Genomic DNA, 20,320 nt, shown 5'->3' on the forward strand with positions numbered 1-20,320 from the left:
GTGGTAGAATTCAGAAATCCCCCTAAAATCCCTTAATGGACAATATAAATTATAGAAAAATACCGAATTCCAAACAATGATATTTCCTGTCCATTAATTGATGTATCCGAAGAAAGGAGAAGCTAATGCCCAAGATCCGCTACGTAGAGTTTGACGCTGCTCATTCTGACGATTTTGTGTACAGTATCCCCGATGGCCTGGATGCCTGGCTCCTGGTGCTCACACAGACTGCAGCGCTGTTTGAAGTTGCCGGAGAATTGAAGGAGTTTCCAGCCCACTCTGCTGTTCTGTATCCGCCTAACCATTCCATCCATTACCGTGCCTGCTCCATAAAGTACGTTAACGACTGGGTCCGTTTTGATGCGGACGAGTCCTATATTACGGAAACCGCCTTGCCTGTGGGTGTTCCATTCTCACTGCCGGACCCCGGTTATTGCCATCAATTGTTTCAGCTGTTAACTTTGGAGAACAGTTTTCACAATGACTATCGGGAGCTTTCCATCGACTACTTGTTTAGAATCATCTTCAATAAGCTTCACGAAGCGTCCCAAGATAAGCTGAGTCCGCAATATTATAAGCTTCTAGAATTGCGCAAGGCCCTGTACAATAACCCGGGCCACCCTTGGACCGTTTCATCGATGGCAGCGTATCTGCACATCAGTGCAGGTTATCTGCAAACGATATATAAATCAACCTTCGGTATTTCCTGTATGGAGGATGTCATTCAATGCCGGATTCGGCTGGCCAAAGAAAAACTTGTATTTGGCCCGCACAAAATTGCCGAGATTGCTGCGCTCTGCGGTTATGCAAATGTGGAGCATTTCTGCAGGCAGTTTCGGCAGCTTACCGGCTACTCCCCCCGGGCCTACCGGGATCAGCATGCCTAGAATAAAAGGACCGGAAGGACAGTTAAATTAAACGTGTTCACCAGGGACAGGCAGCGCCGCATCATCGCGGAAGAACAGGGGAATCTGCTCCAGCGGCGCATCCGGCGTAATGGCCTGGCCCCTGCAAATTTTTCGCCGGTATAGACATGGGTCCCTGTGCAATAGAATAGCTTCTGCGAGCCTAAGCCTAAACCTAATTCTGCCTAATATAATGGAAATAATCGAAATCAGCATAACCGCCGGTCTGTTGGGTCGCATAATTGAACAGGCCAATCCGGTACCCCATAAAATGATCCAGCGTAAATTTCATATGAAGCGTCCGGCCAATCGGCTTCCAACCGGTTCCGTCTTCCGAATAGAAGAAATTGGCCTGATCCAGGCTATCCTCAAAATTGAAATCTATTCTAAGATAAATCCGGTCACCGGTGAACTTTACACTTTCCACCGTCTCCTCGCGGCCGCCGCCGCCGTTGACACACATGCACACGCTGAACTGGCCTTGCTCCCCGGCTGCAATCCCAACAGTGCCGAACCCGTTTTGCAGGGCAACCAGGCCTGCCCGGTCGCCGGGCTGCAGGCCTGAGAGGTCCAGCACCGTCTCCACGCTGCTGGCTGGACCTTCCGTTCGCTGCGTCAGCGTATTGCGCGCCCGCAGGATGCTGTCCGCTGCTTGGCCGGTGCGCAGCCGCAGATGGCCCGGCCGCTCAGTGACAGACCATAACCCGTTATCGGGATTATGGTTCCACTGCCAGTTCAGCGCCAGCCGGTTGCTCTCATAGTCGAACTCATCGCTGATGACAAGCGGCTTCGGCTCCGCAGCTGGAAGCTTCGTCGCAAAGACTTGAGGCGCCGTACCGTTCTCCCCGATGACCGGCCAACCGTTCTCCCAGCTCACAGGAAGCACGCAGGGAATCCGTCCGACAGCACCATGATCCTGGAACAGCACCGCGTACCAATCGCCCTGGGGAGTATCGACAATGCCGCCTTGCGCCACGCCGTTATTATGATAGCCCAGATCATCGTCCAGAATGACCCTCCGTTCATAGGAACCCAGAAGCTCGCGAGAACGGTAGCATAGCTGGCGTCTGCGCTGATTGCCGGTTCTCGGCCATTCAATAAAGAACAGATAGTAATAGCCGTTCAGCTTGTACGCATGACAGCCTTCGATCCGCAGCCCAATGTCTTCCCGTTCTCCTTCAAGCAGCAGTTGACCGGTTCCGCCGGGCTTCACCCGCGTCAGATCCGCTGTCAGCTCCTTGATCCGGATATCGCCATTGCCGTAGATCACATAGCTGCGGCCATCGTCATCCAGGAGCAGGCCCGGGTCATGGTAAAGCCCCGGGATCACTGAACGCCTCCATGTTCCATGCTCTATATCCTCGGTCCGGTAGATATAGAACTGGTCCATGTCATTGGATGAGAAACAGGCATAGTACACCCCCTCCTTAAAGCGGAGGGAGGCCGCCCAAGAGCCTTTGCCATATATCCCTTCTCCATCCAGCAGACGGTGGGCATCATTATCCTCAAAGGTATCATACACATAATTTACAATTTCCCAATCTTTCAAGTTCACCGATTTCATAATCGGACAGCCCGGCATGGAATGCATACTGGTGCTGATCATATAGAACACAGGACCCACCCGGATGACGTCAACATCTGGAACATCTGCCCATATAATAGGATTGGTTATAGTGGTGGTATTCACTGCATTGCCCTCCTTAGGATAAATTCCATTACTGCATGAACTGCCAGGATTCCAGCTTGAACAGACCGGTCCCGGATTTACCCGTAAACACCAGATACAGGTTATGGACTCCCTCTGCTCCGCTAACCTCCGTCTTTAACTCCATCCGTTTCTCCGGCCCATTCGCGGCGGGAACGGCCAGTTCGCCAACCAATACGCCTGCCGGGTCATCCAGATGCAGTTCGATGGCACCGCCGCCCTCAAGGCTTATGACCGAAGCACTGAATGCTTTTGCCCCTTCGCTTCCGAAGCCGACCCCGGATATCCCGATCCAGTCGCCATTGTCAATATCCGTTACAAGGCACTCACCTGCCGCTGCCTTGAATTCCGTCTTGACGCCCGCGCTCCACCCCATCGTTGTTCCCTGTACGCGGTGATACGGGCTTAAGCATTGGATCTGCTGCACCCCCTTGTAATCGGCTTCAATATTTTGTATGGAGCCATCCTCCTTATGGAAGAGGCGGCCCAGATGCGTCGAACGGTAACCTTTTGCAATCCCCTCTGCTTTGGACAAAGTCTGTGCGTGATAAGCGATATACCATTCGTTATGAAATTGAAAAATCGCATGATGGTTATTGCCGGATACTCCGAAGAAATGTCCCGGATTCTTCAGAATTGTCTCATGATAAGTCCAGGGGCCCATCGGATTGCCGCTTGTCATATACGCAATCTCTCCCGCAGGAGGGCTGCCCTCCGGACGTTCCCCGTCATAGAAATTCGAGCAATAAGTATAGTAGTAGACACCGTTCCGCTTATGTATCCCGGAATCCTCAAACATAAATGGCGCTGGAATAACCTCAGCAGTCCCCTCTACGCTGGTCATGTCATCCCCCAGCTTCATAACCCGTGCCGTACCAGGCTCCGCGTACTCTCCTTCCGGCACTCCGCCACCGAAGTAGATGTAACCCTTGCCGTCATCATCAACCAGAACCGCCGGGTCGAACAGCCAGGTTACGTCCCCGGCTCCCGGAGTGGAACGCAGAATCAGGGCCTCACCGATAGGGTCGGTCCACGGTCCCACCGGACTGTCACCCGACAGAACGCCAATGCCGCTGGCATTATTGGCGAAGTACAGGAAGAACTTATCCTTGCCATCAATCACCTTATGGACCGCAGCAGGCGCCCATGACTGGGTAGCCCATTTGGCCGCCCCTTCCTGCCCTGCCGCCGCAATCTCGCCATGATCGGTCCAGTTGACCAAATCGCTGGAGGAAATGACCGCAATCTTATTGATACTGCTGTAAGTGTTCTCTTTCACCACGCCGTTCCCGTCGTACTCCAGCGCGTCATTGGTCATGTACAGATAGACCCTGTCCCCGAACACCAGGGCATACGGATCGGCCCCATATCTATGCGCGACCAGCGGATTGCCGTTCGGCGGAACCTTACCGATTGCTTGATTCAATGGACTTGTCATTGTATTTCCTCCATTTATCTTAAGTTTTCCAAACTTTATTCAGCGTTATAATTTTGAAGCAGCCAGCTCGGCAAGGCGTCCAAACGAAGCTTTGGGCTGCTGATGTTCGTCAAACAGGAACGGCCAGTTTTTACGTCCGCGTACCGGGAAACCGTCCAGCCAGGTATAGTCATCAGCCACACCCCAGAAGGTAACAGAATCAATAGCCTTTCTATATTCCAGCAGCAGGGCAAAAATCTCCGCATAACGTTCCTCCTGCAGCTTCAGCATCTCTTCTGTTGGCGCTTTCAAATCAGTCCGCTTGTCTTCGAACCGGAACATAGAGAGATCCAGCTCGGTAATGTGGATTCTAACGCCAAGGGAAGCGTACAGCTCAAGCGCACCGCGGATTTCACCAACCGGAGGACCATAGATATTCCAGTGCCCCTGCATGCCTATCCCGTGAATCGGTGTATTTTGGTCGAGTAAGCTGCGGACCAGCTTGTAGATTTTGTCGCGTTTGACAGGATCGGTCTCGTTATAGTCGTTGTAGAACAGCAAGGCGTCCGGGTCTGCCTGATGCGCCATTTCAAAAGCCTCCCGGAGATAATCCTCTCCAAGCATTGCCAGCCATTTCGTATCCCGCAAATATTGACCGGACTTATCCTCAATGGCTTCATTCACCACATCCCAGGCATAAGCCCGCCCCCGGTATCGTCCCACAACCGTATGGATATGGGTTTGCAGACGGCTGAGCAGCTCTTCTCTGGTACAAGGCTCGCCTGCCGGATTACGGAACATCCAGTCTCCTGTCTGATTATGCCAGAGAAGCGTATGGCCCCGGACCCCGATTTGATTGGCCTCCGCGAATTCAAAGATACGGTCGGCGGCATCAAAGGTATAGACTCCCTCTTGAGGCTGGACTTCCTCCGGCTTCATTACATTTTCGGCTGTAATGCTGTTGAAATGCTTGGCAATGAAAGGAGCTTGGGCAGATAAAATATCAGTGCTGACCGCAGCGCCAATTTTGAAGGCGTCCCGGAACAATTCATGCAATGCGGGTAATCCGCTGCTTGCCTGCGTCATATCTAAAACCTCCTAATTACAATATTTTTCAGACAGTTAAGTTTATGATATCGTTTTTGTATGCGTTTACCATTACTAAATTCAAGAAATCTACCCATCAACCTTCAGCGCGGGTCTGGTTGCGGTAAGCGACCGGTTTCAGCGCGGTCCGCTTCTCAAACTCTCTTAAAAAATGATGGTAATGCACATAACCCACATTCTCCGCAATGTTCCGGACGGTCTCACTTGTCTCGGCCAGCCGCTTTTTGGCTTGTTCGATGCGCAAATTATGAATATATTCGAGAATGCTGATTCCATTCTTCTTGATAAATGCCTGGCCCAGATATACCGGATTGATGTAAAAGTGCTCCGCAATCTCTTTTACGGTCAATGCCTTGGAATAATTGTCCTTCAAAAAATACTCCACCCGTATAAGCGGATGCTCGGAGCCGCGTTCCTTATGCTGCCTGATATATTCCATACATGAATTCAACACAACCAGAAGGGTGTCCTCCAGCGCTGCAAGCGACTTTGGCTTTGATTTAAAAAATTCAAAAGAGTCGCTCCATTGCTCAGCCTCCCCTCCGAATTCCTGCGCCAGCACTATACTTTTCAGCATGATATCGATGCTTGTCATCTGTACAACTTCAGGCGCAGTCCTATTCTGTTCAAACATCCTGAACATTTCCTGCAATTTATCCCAAGCTTTCTGCTCCTGCACTCTCTCGACTGCGCTCATCAGTTCCTCGGTCAGCACTGCGGAAGGAAGATTATAGCTTATCTCGCTCCGGGCATTCGTGGCGGTGTCAATGGGCCCGCCCGCCTCCGAATAGAAAAAGTGGCGGGCGGCTGCCCTTGCTGCCACCATATAGGAGACAGGCAGTTCCCGAAGCGACTGCACACTCGGCCCGATGCTCACCGCCCCCTTCCCCCCGTTCCCTGACAATGACAACTCGGCATGTACCCGCCTAGCCAGCTCCGCCGCCCGTGCTGAGCTATCTACAACAATCCCCGCCTGATCGCCGGGCAAATCAATAAACAAGGCGCCCACCGAACCAGCCAGCTCCCGGCAGATTTCCGTGATACTGCTTTTGGGGCCGTCCACATGTATATAAGTCCACCCCGAAACCGCCTCATCCAGACGGTCCATTTGCTCGGCAATCTCCTCTTCCGGCTCCGCCCACTGCCCTTCGAGCATATGGGCGATCGCAACGGGAAGAAGCCGGTTCGCCAGCATGTTCTGCTGCATCTTCTGCTTAACACGCGTTTCCAGCTCGTCCGAAATGGCTGCAAGCACTTTATCCCATTCCTCTTCCATAACAGGCTTCAGCAAATAGTGTCTGACCCCGTAGCGGAGGGCAGTCCGCGCATATTCAAACTCGCCGTATCCGCTGAGTACTACGAAGACCGGCTGCTCCATCTCCAACTGGCGTACGCGCTTGATTAGCTCCAAGCCGTCTATGCCGGGCATACGGATATCTGTAATCACCAGATCAGGGGAACACTCCTCAACCGCAGCCAACGCTTCCTCCCCGTTCTCGCAGGCTCCGCAAATTTCGAAGCCCAGCTCCTCCCAATCGGTCAACGTTCTCAGACCCTCTAATGCAATCGTTTCATCATCTGCTAAAACCACTCTAAACATGGGATCCCTCCACTTTTGGAGCCATTGCCAAGTCAATGGGAATTTGAATTGTGATAGCCGTCCGTTCATACTCGGTGCTTTCAATGGTAAACCCGGCTCTTCCGTCATAATACATCATCAGGCGTTTATAGACATTCCGGAGTCCGATATTTTTACTGGAGTCTTGCTCCGATTGCAGGTGGGACTCGATCCACTCCAGCTTCTCCTTCTCGATTCCTTTTCCGTTGTCAGTCACAACAATTATTAGACCTGCATCGTTCATGGAAGCAGACACGTGAATCTTCCTTGCACCTTTGACCGACTGCAGACCATGCTTGCAGGAGTTCTCCACCAGTGCCTGGACGCTCATTTTGGGAATCCGGCAATTCAGCACGGCGGGGTCGATATCAATGTCGTAAGTGAACCGGCTCTGAAAGCGGAATTTTTCAATCTGCAGATACATTTCAATAAAAGATATTTCTTCCTCGACGGTAATCAGATCGTCCTTCCAGCTCAGCAGCCTGCGCAGAATAAGGGCCAGATTCCGGATTACATCGGTGACCTCTTCATACTTATATTTCTTGCAAATGACCAATATGGCGTTCAACGTATTAAAGAGGAAATGCGGGTCTACCTGACTTTCCAGATAGTTCAATTCGGCTCTTACCCGCTCCAGCTCAAGGTCCTTTTTCTGAATTTCCAGCTTATACACATCATTGATCAAGTTGCGGATTTTCTCCGTCATCAGATTGAAGCTGCGGATCAAGCCGCCGATCTCGTCCTTTCCCTCATACATATCAATGTTCTCAAAATGTTCGTATTTGACAAGCTTCATGTGCTTGTAGAGCAGCCTTACCCTCAGATTATAGGATTGTAAAATAAAGATCATTAATAGGGTAGGGATAATGATCGTCAGCACAGCAAAAATTAGCGAAACCCGAAGCGCATGGCTCATCTCATGATTGATTTCTTTGCCTTCCGGCGTTCCGATCAACTTCCAGCCTTTCGTATATCCTGCGCTGCCCAAAGAACGGACAATCTGCTTGGACGACTGGCCTTCGTCCGTGTTAACGTTTAACAAGTCGTTTTTATCCAGGGAGTAGTAGGAATGATCCGATTCCAGCACGACACGGTTCTGCCCATCCACGAGCTTAAACCGCAAATAGTCGCGCTCTTTCTGGAACAGCTCCTGCACATTGTTCAACCGCAGATCGATTCGCAGATATTTACGGTAGGGCTGTCCCGTAAAGCTGTCCAATTTGCGGATAAGGCTGACAAACACTTCCTGCTGAGGCGGATTGAGCGGGTTGGTCCCCCGGTAAGAGGTTAACAGCACGTTGTCCGCACCACTGGAAATTTTGTGGTACCATTCACTCTCCTTGTCGTTGTCAGACAACACAAAGTAACTGCCGCCATTCTGGATGGTCGGATTCGTAGTATACACCCCCATCCAATAAATATAGGAATGCAGATTGCTGTATTGCCGCATCTTATCCCTCAGAACATTGTCATAAGCTTCATAATAAGCCTCGTTATCCGGATAAGCATAATCCATCATTTCATTATAGGCACGGTCCGCGGCAACCGTATTGCTTATCGCCACACATTCATTCACGATTTGCATGAGATCATAGACTACCCGATCCACAGAGATCTCAAGATTCCCTCTTTCACGAGCATCCACATTACGGCTGATCTGAACATAAAAGAGGGCGTTAATGGTGAGTATGGGGACAAGAACGCACAGCAAATAGATAAACAGAAATTTGTATTTGAGCGGGACATCGTTGATGATGGCAGATGGTTTCCGTTTCCCCTTCATGCCGCTCCCCTCCTCCCCCTTGGAATTAGCCCTTCTTGTATACCGAAGGCGAAACGCCATTCAGCGCTTTGAACTTGGCAGCGAACAAATCCGCATCGGAATAACCCACACGCCCCGAGACATCCGAAATGCACATATCTGTCCGGCGCAGCAGCTTCTTGGCTTCTTCAATGCGGTATTCATGGAGAAATTCGTTAAAGGAAACGCCATAGTATTTCTTGATTCGTTGTCCCAGATAGGCGGAATTCACATGCAAGTACTTCGCAATGTCCTGCAGCTTCAGCTTCTCCTGATAATGCGCCCGGACATAGTCTATTGCCGCCGATACGATCCGGTCTTCCTGATTGTTGTCCGCTGCTGCGAACCATTCAGCAGCTTCACGCAGCTCTTCCTCCGTCTGCCGCTCAAGCAGCGGCAAGCAGCAAGCGGTGACCCGGGGCGGAAACCACTTATTCGCCCATACTGCCGAGTCCCCTCCTCTTGCGTCGATTTCACGGAGCAGCTCCGCTTTGATATTGGCCAGAAAAGCGTCGATCCATGCATTTGAAGCAACATCCGTCGAAAAAATTTTAAATACATCGCTCAATAGCAAGCTTAACCGGTCCAATTCCCCTTGGGTAACCGATTGCAGCAGCGATTTCTTCAGTTCTGCCGGAAACAACGCCAATTGATCCTTGTCCTGTTCCCGAAAGAAACCAATACCGCGGTTGTCCGAATCCGCTCTGCATAATTCAGCCGCCAGCGCTTCATTATAGGCAGCATTCAGAAACTTCACCCCATGATGCTCAAGGCTTGCCGAGAAAAGAACGTGACTGCTGTATTGAGTCCGCACCTCATTGATCCAGCTTGCCAGCATCTTGGGGTCAAGCACCGGACCTTCCTGGGGGGAAACCAGCAAATAGCCATGCTTATGGCTTCCGGCCGTAAAAGGATAAGCAGTTATATTGCGGAACGGCTCCTTGGCGTTCATGGAACAGACTTGGCTTTGCAGCTGCATGCTGTCGAGCAAAGCACCCCAGGCCAATACACAGCATATCCGGGAATCGGGACGGATCTTAAGCGCCTTCAATCCCGCTTCCAATTCTTCTTCTGCAGGATTCTCCCGCATCAGAAGACGGGATACGGTTTCCACCTGCATGAAGGCGGAAACCGCTTCGCGCCGTGAAGCAAGCTTGCGCTCAGCATGTATTTGCCGGGCTACGGCCTGCAGTGCCTCGGTCAGTTCTTTTTCATCCAGGGGTTTGGTCAAATAGTTGGACACCCCATACTTAAGGGCTTTCTTGGCATATTCAAAGTCAGCATAGCCGCTAAAAATGATGAACTTCGGTTGGAAATCGCTTTCAGAAATTTTTTCAATAAGCTCCAGGCCGTCGATCACAGGCATGCGTACATCGGTTATAACCAAATCAGGCCGTGTGCTATAAATAAGCTGCAGCGCATCTTCGCCATCCAGCGCCTCGCCGCACACTTCAAAGCCCAGTTCCTCCCAGTCTACCAAGAATCGCAGCCCTTCCAGCATCAGCGGCTCATCATCGGCAAACACTACCTTAAGCATTGGCATCACCATCTTTATTTCTAAATTTTGATTCCGGTAGGCTGACAGTATTTGAACAGGAGAAACCGTTTCGGCCGCTGCCGAAACGGTTGTTATTCACCTATGGTCTATCTAAACCGATAAGTCCAGTTATTCTTTAACACTTCCCAAGTTCAATCCTACCACGAAATATTTCTGCAAGAAAGGGTAGACAAACAATATCGGCACTGCAGTAACGATAGTGATGGCTGCACGGATGGAAGCCGGTGTAACCAAAGCCTGCTGCTGATTGTGCTGATTGCCCGCCAGCAGAGATGGATCATTGTTCGTGCTCATGGTTGAACCGAGCAGCTTCATCATTTCATATTGCAGTGTGCTGAGCTTGATATCCGATGATGCGTACAGGAACGTGTCAAACCAGGCGTTCCATGAGCCTACAGCGATGAACAAAGCTACGGTTGCCAGCACCGGAGTACACAGCGGGAAGATGATTTTCCAGAAAATCCGGAAATCCCCCGCCCCGTCGATCTTCGCCGACTCCGTGAGACTGCCTGGAAGGCCGCGGATATACGTCCGCATGATAATCAGGTTGAATGCGCTGACCAAGCTTGGAAGGATATAGACCCAAAAGCTATGGAGCAGGCCCAACTCTTTAATAAGGAAGTAGTTCGGAATCAAGCCGGCATTGAAATACATGGTTAGGATGAACAGCATGCTGATTTTTTTACGGAAAATGTATTGCGGCTGCGCCAGCGTATACGCCAGCATGGTGGTCAGAAAAACGCCTAATACCGTTGAGAGTATCGTACGGGACACAGAGATAAAAGCGGCATGGTAGATCGTCCCTGAAATAAAGACGGCTTTATAGTTTTCCATGGTCCAGGCACGGGGCCAGAAATAAATTCCGCCCGAAAGAGTGTCACTGCCGTCATTGAAAGAAACAGCCAGCGTGTGGAGGAATGGATAGAGCGTGATGGCAACCACAAAGAGCATAAATATCGTGTTGATTGTATGAAATACAACCGGCTCAATGCGGCTTGAGCTTTTCGTCACAGCTTTCATATGGGCTTCCTCCTCTATACTAATCGCTCTTCGCCGAGGCGTTTTGCGATATAATTTGCGATGAATACAAGAACGACACTGACGATGGTTTTGAAGATCCCTGCCGCGGTAGCCAGAGAATAATTCCCCATAGAGATACCATATTTCAGTACAAAGATATCAATGGTTTGCGACCAGTCCACAGTAAGCCCGTTGCCAAGCAAATATTGCAGTTCAAAGCCGGCATCCAGAATATGTCCGATGTTCATAATCAACAAAATAACGAATGTAGCCTTAATCCCCGGAAGCGTGACATAACGCATCTTCTGAAAACGTTTGGCGCCGTCCATCGACGCTGCCTCATACAGCGAAGGATCAATCGAGGTGATGGCTGCCAGATAAATGATAGTGCCCCAGCCCACTTCTTTCCACACGTTCGAAGCCCCGACAATGCCCCAGAAATATTTCCCTTCGCTGAGCCACATAATCGGTTCATTAATTAAGTGAAGCTTCATTAGGACGATATTGACAATTCCGTCATCAATCGACAGCGAAGTGGCAACGATACCTGCCGCGATGACCCAGGACAAGAAGTGCGGCAAATACGAAATAGACTGAACGATACGTTTGAAAAACTTGACTTTGATCTCATTCAACAGCAAAGCCAGGCCAATTGCTGTAACAGTACCTAGAACAAGGTTTATAAAACTCATGGCAACCGTATTGCGCAGCACCATCATAAAGGTCTCATCTTCAAACAGAAATCTGAACTGCTGCAAGCCAACCCATTCCTGCTTGCCGAAGGACAGTGCCGGACGGTAGTTCTGAAAGGCCATCAGCCAGCCCCAAATGGGTGCATAGTTAAAAATAATTAAATAAATGGCAATCGGCACTGACATGAAAATAAGCTGCTTCTGCATTTTCAGCGTCTTCCAGCTAAGGCTCACACCGATTTCCGGATCGACTCTGCGTTTTCTGGTCTTCTGTGTTTTGACCTGTTTGTCCAGTACGGTATCAGACATGTAGTGTATCCCTCCTGTAAGATCATTCTCTCCACACTATCCGGATTAATGAAGAGCGGGAAATACGATTTCCCGCTCTGTTTCCAGCATTGAATTACACTACTTCACGCTCCAGTTTTTGATGCGCTGCTGAATACCTTCATTCATCCGGTCTTCATATGCCTTGATGTCCAGCTTGTGTATCTGGTTGACATAATCCGTCCAGACCCCTTCAAACTCTGCGGGACTTGCCATAATGGCCTTCGGCAAATATTTAACTTGAAGGTCGTTCAGCTTGGACTGTGCCAATTGGGCTGCCGAACCGTCCTTAAGAACGATGGAGTAGGCAGGGAAGTAGATATTATTTTCCTTCGGTTCCTTGAAGAATTCAGACCATGACTTCTTGTTGTACGCCTTCAGGATTTTCTGATCGTAAGGCTTCAGACTGTCGAAGAATTCCTGCGGCTGAGTTCCGGGATCTGCTGCATTCCCGTCGCTGTAGGTACCTTGAATCTTAGGCATATATCCATGCATGGTTGTGATTTTGTTAGCCACCTGCCAGCTGGTTTTATCTGCGTTCGCCCGTTGTTCCGGCGTCCGGTAGAATGTGCCGTCTTCCTTCACTTCATAATCTTCGCCTTTGATGCCCCATTGGATCGTTTTCTGCCAATCTTCTGTAATCATCTGATCCCAGAATTTGATAATCCGGACAGGGTCCTTGGCATTGATTGAAATCCCGAATCCGCGGTTGGTGCCGACCGCTCCGCGGTCACGATACCATTCCTCAGCACCCGGATAGAGCAGAGGGAAGCCGATATACGTATTTTCAATTTTGCCCTGGGAGATCAAAGAGGTTTCTCCATCCTGGAAGTTCCAGTGCTGGTCAAACATGCCGATGACCTTGCCGCTTGCGATTTTGGCCAAGTACTGGTCGTAGTTCTGTACGAAGGCTTCTTTATCCATCAAGCCTTGTGCGTTAATTTCATTAAGCTTCTTATAATAGGTCTTAGCAATGTCCTTGTCGGCAAAAATCTGCGCTTTGTTGTTGTCTACAATAACGGCCCCGTCATTCGGATGGCCCGACAGATGCTCAGGAGCGTTCTGAAGCGGGAAGACGCGCCAGTCGAAGTTGAGCGACTCAAACCCGATCATATCCGGGTGCTTTTCTTTATATTTGGCAATGATATCGAAATACTCATCCAGGGTCTTCGGTGTCGGATATCCCATTTCCTCAAGTACGGCTTTCTGAAGCCAGAAGCCTGGTCCCTGGTAAGTCGGTTCAGTGATTTTACCCTGATATACGCCATAGCTTGGCAGAACGTAGATGTGGCCGTCGCTCTCATCCTTGATCTGATTCCAGACCGCGGCATAATGCTTCTTCAGGTTGGGAGCGTACTTCTCAATCAAATCCTCAAGCGGAATGTAAGCTTTGGCATTGATTAATTTGTCATCGCCCGACATAATGTCCGGGTAGTCTCCACCGGCAATCATTACTCCCAGCTTCTGCTGCAGGTCGCCTACCAGGAACTCCATATTGAAGCTGACGCCGGTTTTTTCTTTCATCAGTTTGAGAATCTTGTTGTCGGCCGTAGGCTGCTGACCGGGACCGCTCATAAATACCGAGAATGTTACCGGAGCATTGTCGTCTCCATTTGCCGCCGGGCTAGCAGTTCCCCCACTCGCCGTGTTGCTGCTCGTATTATTCGAGCTGCAGCCTGTCAGTGCCAATGTTAGTGCGAATACACCGGCTGCTAGTGCCCGGGCCGAACGTTTTGCCGTTTTATGCATTGTTATGCCTCCCCTTTTGACTAGTGCGTTTGTTACTGTCAATTACCTGGTGACAACTATAATTATACCTTTCAAGAATGCGCTTCCAATTCATAAACTATAGTTCTTCCCCCCTAAAAATACGATAAAATGAAAACGTTTGCTATTCAAGTACTCCTTAGACTTGCTAATGTACGAGGCTTGTCCCTAGACTTGCTAATGCACAAGGCTTGCCCATAGACTTGCTAATGCACGAGACTTGCCCCTGCCAAATTTACATAAAATGGATATAAGTAAATGTTCACAAAAAAGTTATGCTGCAGGTAAGCAAAAGTCATGCAGGACGATTTCATAGAACGTCAGTTGCATTTGTTGTTCATGACATCGGCTCTGAGCCGCAACTTGGATGCGGACAAGCTGGCTGCGTTATCTGGAGAACGACTGCCATGAATCCTACGGCAACTCCCAAGTGGAAAAAGGAAACCTAATTTGCTCCTGCACCCTGTTTTCGCAAGGTGAAGTGGAAAAAGGATAACTAATTCAGCTCATTTTGCCCCCAATAAGGGAATATAATCCAATTAGTTTTACTTTTTCCACTTAAACCTCACAATTGTTGATTAATGAGGAGAAATAAGCTCCCTTTTTCCAACAAATGCTTGCTTAAGGGACCGGTTTGCAGACGTTCGTTGGAATAAGGAGAGCTAACCGGCTAATCACTTACTTCATTGCTTCCAAGACGCGGAAAAACCGGCCGGCCGCGGCGGCTCCAACAACGGTATCTATGTCGTTGGTTCCGGGCTTACCGGCCGTCGCCTCTCCAACAACGTATCTATGTCGTTGGTTCCGGGCTTACCGGCCGTCGCCTCTCCAACAACGGTATCTATGCCGTTGGTTCCGGGCTTACCGGCCGTCGCCTCTCCAACAACGTATCTATGCCGTTGGTTCCGGGCCGATCGGCCGCCGCCTCTCTCGCCCACAGTGGTGGGACATCCGCTGTTGACCGTGCGGTTTCGCGTGGGTCCCTCTGCGGACAGGCTGAGTTCCCTTCACGATCTTTCCGCCGCTGTTGCGGACAGGAAAGCCGTTATGGAGGAGGATTTCTCTATTCAGCAGGACCAACGGACTGTTTGGACATTGCATCATTTCCTATACGAGGACAAGAGGACAAAATGAGATTTCCCTATTTCATTTTACCGGGTGAATGTATAGGAGCTTCCGGCTTCTCCGTTGAACACAACGGGCTCAAGACCGGGCCCCTCCAGCTTGCAAGGACCGGAAACTGTGCAAGTCACAACTGCTTCGGTAACCAGTCCCTCCACCCAGGTGAAATCGAAGGTATATCCGCCCCTCGCCCGCAGACCCTTGACGCTGCCCCCGCTCCAGCTTGGCGGAAGCGCGGGCAGCAGCTTGATTCCTTCCGTATGGCTCTGGAGCAGCATCTCGGCAATTCCCGCCGTTCCTCCAAAATTGCCGTCAATCTGGAACGGCGGATGGTTGTCGAACAGGTTGGGCAGCGTAGAATGCTCCAGCAGAGCGCGGACATTCGCGTAAGCCTGGCCTTCATCCTGCAACCGGGCCCAGAAGTTGATGATCCAGGCCCGGCTCCAGCCGGTGTGGCCGCCGCCGCTGGCCAGCCTGCGTTCCAGCGTCGTCCGGGCGGCTTCAGCCAGTTCCGGCGTATGCTCCACAGTGAAGGCGTCGCCCGGGTACAGCGCAAACAGATGGGAGATATGGCGGTGCCCCGGCTCCACCTCTTCATAATCCTCCATCCATTCCTGAATCTGCCCGTATTTCCCGATTTGCGGCCTTGGCAGGCGCTCAAGAGCGGCGGAGAGTTCTTCACGGAACGCCTCATCCCTGCCGACGATCTCCGCACTGCGGATACAAGCCCCAAACAATGCTTCAATAATCTGAAAATCCATCGAAGCCCCGGCGCAGAGCACTCCCGACTCGCCACCCGGCAGCTTATAGGTGTTCTCAGGGGACACGGACGGGCAGGTAATCAGCCGGCCGTCTTCGTCTTCCACCAAATAATCAAGCAGGAATCTGGCCGCCTCCTTCAACGTCTCATACGCCTGCGCCAGAAAATAACGGTCCTGGCTGAACCGGTAATGTTCCCATAGATGCAGGCACAACCAGGCAGCGCCCAGCGGCCAGAAGGACGCCGGCAGATAGGTATCCTGCGGAGCCGTGTCTGCCCAGATATCCGTATTGTGATGCGCCGTAAATCCTCCGCAGCCGTACATGACCCTGGCCGTGACCCGCCCCGGCTCCCGCATCCGCTCGATCAATTCGAACAGCGGCTCGTGGCATTCGGCCAGATTGCAGATTTCGGCGGGCCAGTAATTCATCTGCGCATTGATATTGATCGTGAATTTGCTGTCCCAGGCCGGGGTGAAGCTGTCATTCCAAATGCCCTGCAGATTCGCGGGCAAGGAGCCCGGGCGGCTGGAAGAGATAAGCAAATAGCGGCCGTACTGGAAATAGGTCGCTATCAGGCCGTTGTCCTCTTCCCCCTTCTGAAACCGCTTCAGCCGCTCGTCAGTCGGCAGCCCGTTCAGATGCGGGTTCTCCGGCAGCGTCAGCGTAACCCGCCCATACAGTCCGCGGTAATCTGCAACATGCCGGTCCAGCAGTACTTCATAGGGAACCTGGCTCAGCTCTTCCAGCCGTCTTTTGGCGGAAAGCTCCGGATCGGGATGGCGGAACGTGGTTCCTGCGGCAAGCAGCAGCGTAACCGAGCTTGCCCCTTCCACAAGCAGATACTCGCCGACGGTGCGGCAGAGGCCGTCTTCCGTGACTGCCTTCAAGACAGCGGCAAAGGAGCTGCCCCCATGGCCGCCGCAATCTCCGCTCATCGCCAGTCCGCTGTTCTGCCACTTCCCGGTTTTCTCCAGGTATCGCCAGTTGTGGCGGTTAAACCTTGCCTTCAGGGAAATCCCGTTCTTCTGGCCGGAGGAAATCCGGAGGACAATAGCCTGATCCGGGCAGCTTGCAAACAGCTCGCGGGTATACTGAACCTCACCCATCCGATAGCTGATCCGGGAAACGCCGCTTGCCAAATCAAGCTCTCTCCTGTAGTCCTCGGCAGGCTGCCCGTGGCCGCCAAACGATAACAGCAATTCGCCCAGCGGCAAATAATGCCGCTGCGCTTCGGGCAGTCCCGCCATCGACATGGCAGCCAGTTCCTCCGCCTCGCGCAGCCTTCCCTCCAGAATCAGCTTGCGAATCCCGGGCAACTGAGGCAGCGCGTCTTCGTTGTTGCGGTCACGCGGACCGCCGTACCATACGGAATCCTCATTGAGCTGCAGCTTCTCCTCGGCCGTACCGCCAAAAATCATAGCACCGAGCCGCCCGTTGCCAATCGGCAGAGCCTCGTTCCATTCCCGCGCCGGTTGGCTGTACCACAACTGCCGCTTGTGTTCCATGCTTGTCATTATTGATACACTCCTTCAATCCGCATAATATAGCATCGTGATTAGTCCAGTTCTACCAGCGCCTTAATCACCCTTGATTCAGGCTTTAGCCAGTCCTCAAACTGGCCGATCATATCTTCGAACCTGCTGCGGTGGGAAACGTAGCGGCTGACATCGATGTAACCGTCCCTGATGGCATTAAGCACGCGCTCAAAGTCCTCCCGGGTGGCATTTCTGCTGCCCTGCACCGTCATTTCACGCGCATGAAAATCGGGATCATTGAAGGTAATCATGCCCTTCACCAATCCCACATAGGTCAGCGTTCCCCCGTGGCCGGCAAGCCCAAACGCACCTTCCATGGATGAGATATTACCGGTGGAATCGATGACATGTGGCAGGAAGCTGCCTCCGGTAAGCTTGGATAACTGCCCCTTCGGCTCCCGGAGCGCGCTCACCGTATGCTCCGCCTGTGCCCATTCCTTGCAGAAATCCAGACGTTCGTCGTTTACGTCCATGGCGATCACCTTCGCACCGGCGTATCTGGCCATCGCCATCACGCCCAGCCCGATCGGACCGGCTCCGATAACCAGGACTTGATCGTATGCGCCAAGTCCGGACCGCCGGACGGCATGCGCACCGATGGCCAGCGGCTCCAGCATCGCCGCCTGATCCAGCGTCAGCCCTTCCGTTTTCAGCAGATTTTGTACAGGCAAGGCTACCCGTTCCCGCATTCCGCCGTCCAAATGAACGCCGAACACTCTCATATTCTGGCAGCAGTTGGTTTTGCCGCTCTGGCAGGCCCGGCACTCGCCGCAATGAAGATAGGGAATGACACTGACCTGGTCACCGGCCCGCAGTCCCTCCGGGTTGTCGCCGATGTGCTCAATCGTTCCGGACAGCTCATGCCCAAGCACGCGCGGATAGGTGAAATAAGGCTGATTGCCCCGGTAAGCGTGGAGATCGGTACCGCAAATGCCGATCCGCCGAATCCTCACAATCGCTTCACCGGCCTGGAGCTCCGGCTCCGGCAGATCCTCCCTGAACACAAATTTCCCGATTTCTTCACAGATAATCCCCTTCATTATAACCGCTCCCCGTTCTGATCCCGCTCTTCGTTCCACTCCGGACGGCCGCTCGGCCACGTTGCGCCGTTGATCGGCTTCAGGATCTCCAGCACTTCCTCCAGTAATTGTTCATCCACCGGCTCTTCCGTCCACAAAATATTGTTGCGGATATTTGCCGGTGTTGCCGTACTTACGAGTGTTGTCGGAATCTGTTCATTCGCTGTGGAGAACTGGACCGCCAGCTTCGCAATGTCCTCTCCCTTGTCCCGGCAATATTCGGCCGCCCGCTTACAGGCAGCCTGGATGTCCCCGCTAGCCGGATGCCAGTCAGGCACCTGGCGGTTACTCAGCAGGCCCATGGAAATGGGCGACGCATTCATCAGTCCGGTTCCCTGCTGCTCCAGCAGCGGAAGCAGACGAAGCAGCGTGGTATCGTTCAGGGAATAATGGCAATACGACAAAATCACATCCAGAGCGGTACGTGAGAGCACCCTGCCGAAGATATTCAAGGGCAGGCCGGTCACGCCGAAGTAACGGATCTTCCCCGATTGCTTCAATTCCTCCAGAGCCGGAACCGCTTCCTCCATCACCTGCTCCACCCGGCCGAATTCGATATCGTGCAGCAGTAAAATATCCAGATAATCCGTTCCCAGACGGCGCATGCTTTCTTCCGCGCTGCGGATTACCCGTTCCCTGGAGAAATCGAACTCATCCTGGCCGTAACGCCCGGCCTTCGTACTTATCATGTACCGGTCCCGCGGAACCGTCCGCAGTGCCTCTCCCAGCACCGTCTCTGCCTTCGTCAACCCGTAGTACGGAGATACATCAATCAGATTAATCCCCATGTCGATAGCCGTATGAACCGTACGGATTCCCTCTTCCTTGGGAACATCCCGAAATACGCTTCCCAGCGAAGAAGCCCCATAGCTTAGCACAGAGACGTCCAGCCCTGTATTCCCCAGCTTTCTGTATTTCATATCGTTAAACCTCCAATAGATTGTGAATTCAACTTGTAAAATCCCGCCGCATTCGCGCCGAAGATGGGCTCCATCTCTTGCGGCGACAGCCGCTCCTGCAGGGCTTGCCGCAAGACCTCAACCACCTCATCATAGGTTGCAGCCATGAGGCATACGGGCCAATCGCTGCCGAACATTAGCCTGTCCGGTCCAAACAGGTCCAGCGCTGCATGTACATAAGCCGTGAAATCCTCCTGCTTCCAGTCCTGGGAATCAGCCTCCGTCACCATCCCGGACAGCTTGCAGTAAATGCCGGGGTGCTGCGCAATTTCCGTCATATGGCTTCGCCACGGCTCCAATCGGCCCGAAGCAACCGGCGGCTTCGCCAGATGGTCGATGACGCCTCTCAGTCCGGGAACCCGTTCCAGCAGTTCAACAACCTGCGGGAGCTGATCCGCCAGCACAAGCAGGTCAACGGGAAGGTCCTCTTCCGCAAAATATGAAAGCGCTTCTAAATAGGGGGTAGATAAAAGGAGGCGGGGATCGTCCATCTCCTGTATCATCACGCGAATCCCGGTGAATTTCAGATGCTTGCGGAAGCGCCGGTATTGCGCTTTGAATGACGGGTTCTCAAGGTCCAGCCAACCGACCACCCCAGCTATGGAATCGGCTTTTTCGCTTAATCCAAGAATATATTCGGTCTCCTCCACCGTGGGCGCAGCCTGTACCAAAATCGTGCGGCTGATCCCGTGTTTTTGCAAATGCGGTTCAAGGTCAGAGGGCTGATAATCCCGGAACAGCACCGGAATTTCGGGTGTAATCCATCCGTAATCGTTTCTATCTATCTTCCAATAATGCTGATGAGCGTCAATACGCATCACCCCACCTCCATTCCATCTTATTTTAAACATCCGATAAAAGAATAAAAATAGCTTAAACAAACAAATTTATACCTTATTTTGATATGATGACTGTAAGAATCTTTAGGTACAACAAAGGAGGC

Annotated in this window: 14 protein-coding genes; 1 reads left to right on the plus strand and 13 read right to left on the minus strand. The window is 51.8% G+C overall.

The genetic code is table 11. The features are described from left to right. Positions 1–125 precede the first annotated feature (125 nt). On the plus strand, positions 126–887 hold the full coding sequence (locus tag PGRAT_RS22050; RefSeq protein ID WP_025708020.1) for a helix-turn-helix transcriptional regulator: 762 nt from the start codon (positions 126–128) through the stop codon (positions 885–887). A gap of 193 nt (positions 888–1,080) precedes the next feature. Here PGRAT_RS22050 and PGRAT_RS22055 read toward each other — a convergent pair whose 3' ends face one another. The 13 genes from PGRAT_RS22055 to PGRAT_RS22115 form a co-directional block, all read right to left on the minus strand. Then, on the minus strand, positions 1,081–2,595 hold the full coding sequence (locus PGRAT_RS22055) for a glycoside hydrolase family 43 protein (RefSeq protein ID WP_025708021.1): 1,515 nt from the start codon (positions 2,593–2,595) through the stop codon (positions 1,081–1,083). Positions 2,596–2,623: 28 nt separating this feature from the next. After that, positions 2,624–4,051 carry a glycoside hydrolase family 43 protein gene (locus PGRAT_RS22060; protein ID WP_042267243.1) on the minus strand — a complete coding sequence of 476 codons (1,428 nt, stop codon included), beginning with the start codon at positions 4,049–4,051 and terminating at the stop codon, positions 2,624–2,626. A gap of 45 nt (positions 4,052–4,096) precedes the next feature. Continuing rightward, on the minus strand, positions 4,097–5,116 hold the full coding sequence (locus tag PGRAT_RS22065; RefSeq protein ID WP_025704008.1) for an endo-1,4-beta-xylanase: 1,020 nt from the start codon (positions 5,114–5,116) through the stop codon (positions 4,097–4,099). A 97-nt stretch (positions 5,117–5,213) separates the two neighbouring features. Further along, positions 5,214–6,737, minus strand: a complete 1,524-nt coding sequence (locus PGRAT_RS22070; protein ID WP_042267246.1) for a response regulator transcription factor — start codon at positions 6,735–6,737, stop codon at positions 5,214–5,216. Further along, positions 6,730–8,538 (minus strand): sensor histidine kinase, encoded by a 1,809-nt coding sequence (locus PGRAT_RS22075; protein WP_025707652.1) that lies wholly within the window; start codon positions 8,536–8,538, stop codon positions 6,730–6,732. The genes PGRAT_RS22070 and PGRAT_RS22075 overlap by 8 nt, the downstream gene beginning before the upstream one ends. Before the next feature lie 25 nt (positions 8,539–8,563). Then, positions 8,564–10,093 carry a response regulator transcription factor gene (locus PGRAT_RS22080; RefSeq protein ID WP_025707653.1) on the minus strand — a complete coding sequence of 510 codons (1,530 nt, stop codon included), beginning with the start codon at positions 10,091–10,093 and terminating at the stop codon, positions 8,564–8,566. 129 nt (positions 10,094–10,222) lie between these two features. Continuing rightward, a complete protein-coding gene (locus tag PGRAT_RS22085; protein ID WP_025707654.1) occupies positions 10,223–11,134 on the minus strand; it encodes a carbohydrate ABC transporter permease in 912 nt (303 codons plus the stop codon). Positions 11,135–11,148: 14 nt separating this feature from the next. Next, the gene (locus tag PGRAT_RS22090) at positions 11,149–12,135 is read right to left on the minus strand and encodes an ABC transporter permease (protein WP_025707655.1); all 987 of its coding nucleotides are present in this window, start codon (positions 12,133–12,135) and stop codon (positions 11,149–11,151) included. 99 nt (positions 12,136–12,234) lie between these two features. Next, entirely contained in the window at positions 12,235–13,902 is a 1,668-nt protein-coding gene (locus PGRAT_RS22095; protein WP_025707656.1) for a type 2 periplasmic-binding domain-containing protein, read from the minus strand. 1,169 nt (positions 13,903–15,071) lie between these two features. Further along, positions 15,072–17,318, minus strand: a complete 2,247-nt coding sequence (locus PGRAT_RS22100; protein ID WP_042267249.1) for a glycoside hydrolase family 95 protein — start codon at positions 17,316–17,318, stop codon at positions 15,072–15,074. A 41-nt stretch (positions 17,319–17,359) separates the two neighbouring features. Further along, positions 17,360–18,379, minus strand: a complete 1,020-nt coding sequence (locus tag PGRAT_RS22105; RefSeq protein WP_025705811.1) for a zinc-binding alcohol dehydrogenase family protein — start codon at positions 18,377–18,379, stop codon at positions 17,360–17,362. Continuing rightward, positions 18,379–19,338, minus strand: a complete 960-nt coding sequence (locus PGRAT_RS22110; RefSeq protein ID WP_025705812.1) for an aldo/keto reductase — start codon at positions 19,336–19,338, stop codon at positions 18,379–18,381. Before PGRAT_RS22110 ends, PGRAT_RS22105 begins: the two co-directional genes overlap by 1 nt. Next, positions 19,335–20,195, minus strand: coding sequence for an amidohydrolase family protein (locus PGRAT_RS22115; RefSeq protein ID WP_025705813.1), 861 nt, complete (start codon positions 20,193–20,195; stop codon positions 19,335–19,337). The genes PGRAT_RS22110 and PGRAT_RS22115 overlap by 4 nt, the downstream gene beginning before the upstream one ends. Positions 20,196–20,320: the final 125 nt, after the last annotated feature.

The organism is Paenibacillus graminis (assembly GCF_000758705.1).
In the GTDB taxonomy this organism is placed as follows: Bacteria; Bacillota; Bacilli; order Paenibacillales; family Paenibacillaceae; genus Paenibacillus_AQ; species Paenibacillus_AQ graminis.